Consider the following 7295-nt stretch of genomic DNA (forward strand, 5'->3'; position numbering starts at 1 on the left):
TGACAAAACACTTTTCCCCACCCCGCCGCTCGTCCGTTCTGGGGCGGGCGACGAACCCGCCGGTACGCCGGCCGGGTGTGGTGTGGGGAAGCATCCACACCCGGCCGGCCACACCCGGTGCGTCTTCCTCCGCACCACCCGACCTCGGCGTCTCGCCGGCGGCACCAGCGCCGGGGCGACGCCCCGGCCATGTGGAGGAGACACCATGCCGACCAACCCGGCTCAGGCACCGACGGTGCCGGCGCACGTGCTGCCGCACCGCACCCCCGCCCAGCTCCTCACGTTGGCCCGGCGTGGGCTGGTCGAGGCCGGCCAGACCCGACCCGACGGTCTGCGCTACGCGGCTGCCCACCTGGCGGCGCTGCGCGCGGCGGCCGCCCTGCTCGCCGCCCGTGCCCGGCCCGCGCCGAGTCGACGCAACCGGATCACCAGCGTCTGGGTCCTTCTCTGCGCCGTCGCCCCGGAGCTCGACGAGTGGTCCCGGTTCTTCGCCGCCGGCGCCAGCAAACGCGCCGCCGCCGAGGCCGGCATCCCCCGGGTGGTCAGCGCCCGGGAGGCAGACGATCTGCTCCGCGCTGCCGAACAGTTCGTCACGGTGGTGGAGACCGCGCTCGGCGTGGCCCACCAGCCGGCCCTGGACGGTCTCGCCGCCTGATCCCGCCGTGCCACCGACCGCCCAGCGGGGGGAGCCGGGCGGCCGGTGGCACGGCGTGCCGATCCTGATCTGATCCACAGCAACGACGGGGGAGTTGGTCCAATGGCGGGCCGCACGGTGGTCGGTTCCGCCGCACTGGCCGATCTGGTGCGTCCGGCGAGCGCACCTGACCAGGTCGGCGGCCACCGGGTGTTGCCGGTGGTGCCCGAGCTGACCGGTCTGCTGCCCAACCGGGGCCTGCGCCGGGGCAGCACCATCGCGGTCGCCGCCGGCCAGCCCCAGCGCAGCGGTGGCACCTCGCTGATGCTGGCGCTGCTCGCCGAGGCGTCCCGATCCGGCTCGTGGTGCGCGGTGGTCGGTGTGCCGACGTTCGGCGCGGGTGCGGCCGCCGAGCTGGGCATCGCCCTGGACCGGCTGGCCCTGGTGCCGAATCCCGGCCCTGAGTGGGCCACCGTTGTCGCCGCGCTGATCGACGGGGTGGACGTCGTGGTCACCGCCGTACCGGCCACCGTCTCCGCCTCGGTCGCCACCCGGTTGGCCGCCCGGGCGCGGCAGCGCGGCAGCGTGCTCGTCCCGTACGGCCGGTGGGACGGCGCGGACGTGACGTTGCAGGTGGTCCGTGGGGTGTGGGAAGGGCTCGGGGCCGGTCGGGGGCGGCTGCGCCGCCGGGAGGTCACCGTCTCGGCGCGCGGGCGCGGGGCAGCCGCGCGGCCGAAGGAGATCAAGGTCTGGCTACCGGGTGACGGGCTGACCCGGGTCATCCCCCGTCCGAAGCCGTCGGCCGTGGGCCGTCCGACCGCGTCGCTCGCCCTGGTCGGTCGGGAGTGACCGGCTCGCCGGCACGGACCCTGCTGCTGTGGTGCCCGGACTGGCCGGTGCTCGCCGCCGAGATCGTCGACGGAGTGCCGGCGACCGGCCCGGTCGCCGTGCTGCACGCCAACCGGGTGGTCGCCTGCTCCGAGCGGGCCCGTGCCGAGGGGGTGCGTCGAGGCCTGCGCAAACGGGAGGCGCAGGGTCGTTGCCCCCAGCTCACCGTCGTGGACTACGACCCGGGGCGGGACACCCGGGCGTTCGAGCCGGTGGTCGCCGCGGTGGAGGAGTTGGTCGCCGGTGTCGAGGTGGTCCGTCCGGGGGCCTGCGCGGTGGCCGCCCGGGGGCCGAGCCGTTACCTCGGTGGCGAGGAGGCGGCCGCCGAGCGGATCATCGAGCACGTCGCCCAGTCGTGCCTGGTGGAGAGCCAGGTCGGCATCGCCGACGGGGTGTTCGCGGCCGGGTTGGCCGCTCGCGCCGGTCGGGTGGTGGCACCGGGCGGCACACCGGAGTTCCTGGCCGGGTTGCCGGTCGAGGCGCTCGGCCGCTCGGCGCTGGCCGACCTGCTGCGTCGGCTCGGTGTGCGTACCCTCGGTGACTTCGCCGCGCTGCCGGCCGGTGACGTGCTGGCCCGGTTCGGGTTCGACGGCGCGCTGGCCCATCGGCTGGCCGCCGGGCGGGACCACCGCCCACTCGCGGTCCGGCAGCCGCCGGCCGACCTGACGGTGACCGCCGAGCACGACGAGCCGATCGACCGGGTCGACGTTGCGGCGTTCGTGGCCCGAGCGCTGGCCGAGCAGTTGCATGAGCGGCTGGCCGGGCACGGGCTGGCCTGCACCCGGCTCGGCATCGAGGCGGTCACCGAGCACGGGCAGGAGTTGCACCGGGTGTGGCGGCACGACGGCCTGCTCACCGCCGCGGCCATCGCCGACCGGGTGCGCTGGCAGCTCGACGGTTGGCTCTCCGGCAGCAGTGGTCGCAGCGGCGCCCGGCCGGCCCGACCGACGGCCGGCATCATCCGGCTGCGACTGATCCCGGACGGGGTGATCGCCCAGGCAGGCCTGCAGGCCGGCCTGTGGGGGGAGACCGGCGAGGAGCGGGAACGAGCGCACCGGGCGTTGAGCCGTGTGCAGGGCATCCTCGGCCCGGAGGCGGTGGTCACCGCGGTGCTCGGCGGTGGGCGCTCCCCAGCCGACCAGGTGCGACTGGTGCCGTGGGGCGACGAACGCGTCCCCGCCCGCCCCGGCCCCGCACCGCTGCCCGGCGAACCGATCACCAGCGGCACCGACCGGGCCGCCAGCTCCGGTCGGCCCGCGGACCACGGTGGCGGCGCAGTTCCGCCGTGGCCGGGCCGGCTGCCGGCGCCCGCTCCGGCGGTGGTGCTGCCCAGCCCGCTCGCGGCGACGGTGCACGACGCCGCCGGTGAGCCGGTGGTGATCAGCGCACGGTTGGCGGTGAGCGCCCCACCTGCTCGGTTGGTGGTCGGCGCCGGCCAGCCCACGGAGATCGTGGGCTGGGCCGGCCCGTGGCCGGTGGACGAGCGCTGGTGGGTGCCGGCCGAGGCCCGCCGTCGGGCGCGGTTCCAGGTCAGCCTGGCCGGTGGCGCCGCTCTGCTGCTGGCCGTCGAGGCCGGGCAGTGGCTGGTGGAGGCTATCTATGACTGAGCGCCTGGTCGTGGGTCTGGTCAGCCGGGAGTGGCGAGGATGAGCTTCCACAACCCGAAGATGCCCTGGTCGGAGCTGGAACGGGTGCTCTCCGGTCGGGCCGACGACAAGCGGGGGAGCCGGGGCGAGCGGCACCTGCACGTGGTGGACCCGCTCGCCGTGGACGCCGACGGTGGCGACTCCCCGGCCTGGAGCCGCCGCCGCGAGCAGTACCAGCCGCCGGAGCTGACCCGCCCTGACGGCGTGGTGCCCTACGCGGAGCTGCACGCGCACACCAACTTCAGCTTCCTCGACGGTGCCAGCCACCCCGAAGAGCTGGCCGAGGAGGCGGCCCGACTGGGGCTCACCGCGCTCGCCGTCACCGACCACGACGGCTTCTACGGCGTGGTCCGCTTCGCCGAGGCGGCCCGCACGCTGGGTCTGCCGACCATCTTCGGCGCGGAGCTCTCCCTCGGGCTTCCCGGTCCGCAGAACGGCGAACCCGACCCGCACGGCTCGCACCTGCTGGTGCTCGCGCACGGCCACGAGGGGTACGCACGGTTGGCCGCCACCATCGCCCGTGCCCAGTTGCGCGGCGGGGAGAAGGGCCGCCCGGTCTACGGGGAGCTGGAGGAGGTCGCCGCCGAGTTGCGCGACCACGTGCTGGTGTTGACCGGCTGCCGCAAGGGGCACGTGCCGGGTGCGCTGCTCACCGAGGGGGTGGACGCGGCGGCCCGTGAATTGGACCGGCTGACCTCGCTCTTCGGCGCGGAGACGGTGGCGGTGGAGCTGACCGACCACGGCCACCCGGTCGACGCCGACCGCAACGACGCGCTCGCCGACCTGGCCGCCGCGGCCGGGCTGCCGACGGTGGCCAGCAACAACGTGCACTACGCCAGCCCCGGCCGGCGGCGGTTGGCCACCACCGTCGCCGCCGTCCGGGCCCGGCGCAGCCTGGACGAGATCGACGGCTGGCTGCCCGCGGCGGCCACCGCCCACCTGCGCAGCGGCGCGGAGATGGCGGCCCGGTTCGCCGCGTACCCGGGTGCTGTGGCGCGAGCCGCCGAGTTCGGCGCCGAGTTGGCCTTCGACCTGCAACTGGTCGCGCCGCAGCTGCCGGCGTACCCGGTGCCGCCGGGGCACACGGAGATGAGCTGGTTGCGGAAGCTGACCGCCGACGGGGCACGCGAGCGTTACGGCCCTCCGCAGGCGCACCCGACGGCGTACGCGCAACTCGACCACGAACTGAACATGATCGAGGAGCTGGGTTTCCCCGGCTACTTCCTGGTGGTCTACGACATCGTCACGTTCTGCCGCGAGCAGGACATCTACTGCCAGGGTCGGGGTTCGGCGGCCAACTCGGCGGTCTGCTACGCGTTGCGGATCACCAACGTGGACGCGGTCCGGCACCGGCTGCTCTTCGAGCGCTTCCTCGCCCCGGAACGGGACGGCCCACCCGACATCGACGTGGACATCGAGTCCGACCGTCGGGAGGAGGTGATCCAGCACGTCTACACCCGTTACGGCCGGGAGCACGCCGCCCAGGTCGCCAACGTCATCTCCTACCGGCCCCGGTCGGCGGTGCGGGACGTGGCCAAGGCGTTCGGGTACTCGCCGGGGCAGCAGGACGCCTGGAGCAAGCAGATCGACAGGTGGGGTTCGGTCGCCACTGTCGACGTCGAGAACATCCCCGAGCAGGTGGTGGAGTACGCCAACGAGTTGCAGACGTTCCCCCGGCACCTGGGCATCCACTCGGGCGGCATGGTGATCTGCGACCGTCCGGTGATCGAGGTGTGCCCGGTGGAGTGGGGGCGGATGCCCGGGCGCAGCGTGCTCCAGTGGGACAAGGACGACTGCGCGGCGGTCGGTCTGGTCAAGTTCGACCTGCTCGGCCTGGGCATGCTCTCCGCGCTGCACTACGGCTACGACATGATCGGGTCCCGGCTCGACCTCGGTGACATGACGCTGGACGACCCGGAGGTCTACGACATGCTCTGCCGGGCCGACTCGGTCGGGGTGTTCCAGGTGGAGAGCCGTGCCCAGATGGCCACCCTGCCCCGGCTCAAGCCCCGCGAGTTCTACGACCTGGTGGTCGAGGTGGCGCTGATCCGGCCCGGCCCGATCCAGGGCGGTTCGGTGCACCCGTTCATCCGGCGCAAGAACGGCCAGGAGGCGGTGACCTTCGCGCATCCGCTGATGCGTAACGCGCTGGAGAAGACCCTGGGTGTGCCGCTGTTCCAGGAGCAGTTGATGCAGCTCGCCATCGACCTGGCCGGCTTCGACGCGGCCGAGGCCGACCAGTTGCGCCGGGCGATGGGCGCCAAACGGTCGGTCGAGCGGATGAGCCGGATCGCCGACCGGCTCTACGCCGGGATGGCCGAGCGGGGCATCACCGGTGAGCTGGCCGACGACGTCTACCGCAAGCTCACCGCGTTCGCCAGCTACGGCTTCCCGGAGAGCCACGCGATGAGCTTCGCCTACCTGGTCTACGCCAGCTCCTGGCTCAAGCGTTACCACCCTGCGGCGTTCCTGGCGGCGCTGCTCAACGCCCAGCCGATGGGGTTCTACTCCCCGCAGACCCTGGCCGACGACGCCCGCCGGCACGGGGTGGAGGTCCGTCGTCCGGACATCAACGCCAGCGCGGCGTCGGCGGTGCTGGAGTCCACCCCGGACACCCGGTGGGGCAGCGGTCCGGGGGAGCCGCCACACGCCTGGGGGCTGGGCGGTCCCGCTGTCCGGCTCGGCCTGTCCAGCGTACGGACCCTCGGCGCCGACGTGGCCGAACGGATCGAGGTCGAACGGGTCACCGGTGGGCCGTACCGGGACATGCCTGATCTGGCCCGGCGGGTCGGTCTCACCGCCGCGCAGTTGGAGGCCCTGGCCACCGCGGACGCCTTCGCCTGTTTCGGGTTGACCCGGCGGGAGGCGTTGTGGGCCGCCGGGGCGGCGGCGCAGGACCGGCCGGGCCGGTTGCCCGGCACGGTGACCGGCGCGGCGGCGCCCACGCTGCCCGGGATGGAGGCGGTGGACCGGCTGGTCGCCGACGTGTGGGCCACCGGGCTGTCGCCGGAGAGCCACCCGGCCCGGTTCATCCGGGGTCAGCTCGACGTGCTCGGCGCGGTGCCGATCGCCCGGCTCGGTCGGGTGGAGCCGGGGCAGCGGATCCGGGTCGGTGGCATCGTCACCCACCGGCAACGTCCGGCGACCGCGGGTGGCGTCACCTTCCTCAACCTGGAGGACGAGACGGGGATGCTCAACGTCACCTGTTCGCCGGGGCTGTGGCAGCGCTACCGGCGGGTGGCCCGGACCAGCGCCGCGCTGGTGGTCAGGGGGCAGTTGCAGCGGCACGAGGGGGTGACCAACCTGGTGGCCGACCGGTTGGACGCCATCGAGCCACCGGTCAGTCCCGCATCCCGTGACTTCCGCTGATCTAGTGATCCACATTACGGTTTCCTGCGGCGGTGGGCGGGAGACTCGTCCCCGAGCGGGCAGAGTGGCCCGTGATCCGTGAGGGGGAATGACAGTGATGGGGAACCACGCGTACACCGGTGGAATCGCGAACGCCCGGCGGACCCGGCTGGGTGCGACCTGGGTGCCGTCGCACCTCGCCGACCCTCGCGAGTACGAGGTGACCAACGGGCCGGTGGCCAACGAACGCCGGTCCCGGGCGGAGGACGAGGTCGAGGGCACCGAGTCCTGACCGACCCGGCACCGCGGACCGGCCGGACGGGTGGCGGGTGCGCCCGCCACACGCCCGCACCGGGGATGGACCGGGTGACTAGGCTCGACCGGGTGGAGCAGACCCGAGGCCGGTTCGCCGGGCCGCCGCTGACCCCCCGTACCGCCGTGATCTGGTCGGTGCTCCGCGCCGAACTGGACCGGCGCGGCGACGCCGAGCTCACCGTGCTGGACGTGGGCGGCGGCACCGGCGGTTTCGCCGTACCCCTGGCCCGCGCCGGGCACCGGGTCACAGTGGTCGACGCCAGCCCCGACGCGCTCGCCGCGCTCACCCGCCGGGCCGCCGAGGCCGGCGTGGCCGACCGGATCGCCGCCGTGCAGGGCGACGGCGACGCCCTCGCCGGGCTGGTCGAGCCGGCCGGTGTCGACCTGGTGCTCTGCCACGCCGTGCTGGAGGTGGTCGACGACCCCGCGCCGGTGGTGGCGGCGCTGGCCACCGCGCTGCGTCC

General features: G+C 74.4%; 6 protein-coding genes. All 6 read left to right on the forward strand.

The window, feature by feature from the left end:
- The first annotated feature begins 205 nt into the window (after window positions 1-205).
- Window positions 206-655, forward strand: coding sequence for an SAV_6107 family HEPN domain-containing protein (locus tag ACWCO3_RS28730; RefSeq protein ID WP_007463070.1), 450 nt, complete (start codon window positions 206-208; stop codon window positions 653-655).
- Window positions 656-757: 102 nt separating this feature from the next.
- The gene (locus ACWCO3_RS28735) at window positions 758-1483 is read left to right on the forward strand and encodes a hypothetical protein (protein ID WP_145779711.1); all 726 of its coding nucleotides are present in this window, start codon (window positions 758-760) and stop codon (window positions 1481-1483) included.
- Window positions 1480-3129, forward strand: a complete 1650-nt coding sequence (locus tag ACWCO3_RS28740; protein ID WP_358051480.1) for a DNA polymerase Y family protein — start codon at window positions 1480-1482, stop codon at window positions 3127-3129. The genes ACWCO3_RS28735 and ACWCO3_RS28740 overlap by 4 nt, the downstream gene beginning before the upstream one ends.
- Window positions 3130-3168: 39 nt before the next feature.
- Window positions 3169-6537 carry an error-prone DNA polymerase gene (locus ACWCO3_RS28745; RefSeq protein ID WP_450013020.1) on the forward strand — a complete coding sequence of 1123 codons (3369 nt, stop codon included), beginning with the start codon at window positions 3169-3171 and terminating at the stop codon, window positions 6535-6537.
- A gap of 88 nt (window positions 6538-6625) precedes the next feature.
- Complete coding sequence (locus ACWCO3_RS28750; protein ID WP_145779714.1) at window positions 6626-6808, forward strand: hypothetical protein; 183 nt, start codon at window positions 6626-6628, stop codon at window positions 6806-6808.
- Between the two features lie 74 nt (window positions 6809-6882).
- A partial coding sequence (locus ACWCO3_RS28755) for a class I SAM-dependent methyltransferase (RefSeq protein WP_450013022.1) occupies window positions 6883-7295 on the forward strand: 413 nt, incomplete at its 3' end.

The sequence above is a fragment of the Micromonospora sp. NPDC002411 genome (assembly GCF_053592955.1).

Excerpts from the sequence above, each read along its gene's own strand:
- ACWCO3_RS28745 (WP_450013020.1), top strand. The coding sequence starts at position 3,169 with ATGAGCTTCCACAACCCGAAGATGCCCTGGTCGGAGCTGGAACGGGTG.
- ACWCO3_RS28750 (WP_145779714.1), top strand. The coding sequence starts at position 6,626 with ATGACAGTGATGGGGAACCACGCGTACACCGGTGGAATCGCGAACGCC.
- ACWCO3_RS28735 (WP_145779711.1), top strand. The coding sequence starts at position 758 with ATGGCGGGCCGCACGGTGGTCGGTTCCGCCGCACTGGCCGATCTGGTG.
- ACWCO3_RS28730 (WP_007463070.1), top strand. The coding sequence starts at position 206 with ATGCCGACCAACCCGGCTCAGGCACCGACGGTGCCGGCGCACGTGCTG.